Annotated in this window: 2 protein-coding genes; one reads left to right on the forward strand and one right to left on the reverse strand. The window is 66.5% G+C overall.

Annotated elements, in window-relative coordinates; genetic code table 11:
* Positions 1-67: 67 nt before the first annotated feature.
* Positions 68-397: a hypothetical protein gene (locus FFS56_RS20365; protein WP_127011485.1), complete on the forward strand. Its 330-nt coding sequence runs from the start codon at positions 68-70 to the stop codon at positions 395-397.
* Here FFS56_RS20365 and FFS56_RS20370 read toward each other — a convergent pair.
* A protein-coding gene (locus FFS56_RS20370) for an IS5 family transposase (protein WP_233437320.1) occupies positions 378-1,263 on the reverse strand; the annotation gives its coding sequence in 2 pieces (ribosomal slippage) (positions 378-917 and positions 919-1,263; 885 coding nt in all). The genes FFS56_RS20365 and FFS56_RS20370 overlap by 20 nt on opposite strands.
* Positions 1,264-1,315 lie beyond the last annotated feature (52 nt).

Consider the following 1,315-nt stretch of genomic DNA (forward strand, 5'->3'; position numbering starts at 1 on the left):
CTAGGGCGTGTTGATCAAGAAGGTGCGGGGTGGCCAGCCGCCGCGAGTTGCGTGGGAGAATGGGCGTGTGGAGATCCAGGTGCTGCATATCGAGGATTGCCCGAATTGGCAGGAGGCGGGCGATCGAGTACGGCTGGTGCTCGACTCGATCGGACGGGGCGATGTTCCGGTGGAGTTCGTGTTGATCCGCACCGAGGCTGAGGCGGTGAGCTCTGGTTTCGCGGGCTCGCCCACGATTCTTCTGGACGGTCAGGACTTGTTCCCGTCCCAGGGGAACACTGCCGACTTGGCGTGCAGGGTCTATCTGACCGAGCGCGGCTTTGCGGGTGCGCCGACGGTGGGACAGCTTGAGCGCACGCTGCAGGAGCGCGAAGCGCTCAGCGGAGATCGGTCTTGATCCAGATCAGCGCCGCGGCGAGGCTGACGGCGGCTCGGTAGTTGCGGGCGAGTTTGTCCGAGCGCATCGCGATGCCGCGCCACTGCTTGAGACGGTTGAAGCAGCGTTCTACGACGTTGCGTCCCTTGTAGCGTTCCTTCTGCTTGTCGCCGAAAGCGATCGGCCGGCCCGGCTTCTTGCGGCGGTGCGCGATCTGGTCGTCCCGCTCGGGGATGGTCGCCGCGATCCTCCGGTCGCGGAGCCAGGCGCGGTTCGCCCTTGAGGGGTACCCCTTGTCGGCGAGCACCCGGTCGGGGCGGGTGCGGGGGCGGCCCTTCCCGTCGCGGGGAACGCGGATGTTCTCCAGCACCGCGCTCATCATCGTGGTGTCGTTGATGTTCCCGGCGGTGATCATCATGCTCAGCGGCCGGCCGCGGCCGTCGCAGACCAGGTGCAGTTTGGTCGTCAGCCCGCCGCGGGAGCGTCCGATCCCGTGATCAGGCGGCTCGGACCACGGATTCTTGTGATTCGGCACAGCCCCCTGTGTCCCGGGCGAGGGTCGTGCCGTGCTGATGCACGCGCGCGATCGTGGAGTCGATCGAGACGACCCAGTCGATTTCCCCAGCGGCGTCGGCCTGCTTCTGCACCTCGGTGAGCAGCTTCTGCCAGGTGCCGTCCCCGGCCCACCGGTTGAACCGCTTGTAGATCGAGTTCCACTTCCCGAACCGTTCCGGAACGTCACGCCACGGCGCACCGGTCCGGTACTTCCACGCCATCCCCTCGATAGCGAGCCGGTGATCCGTCCACGGCCGCGACCGACCGGTCACCGTCGGCATCAACGGCTCCATCACGGCCCACACCTCGTCAGAGATCTCCTGTCGCGTCACCGTTCAAGACTCACCCACCGAGGAGCGGAACCTCTTGATCAACACGCCCTAG

The organism is Microbacterium sp. Beta, from assembly GCF_005502545.1.
In the GTDB taxonomy this organism is placed as follows: Bacteria; Actinomycetota; Actinomycetes; order Actinomycetales; family Microbacteriaceae; genus Microbacterium; species Microbacterium oxydans.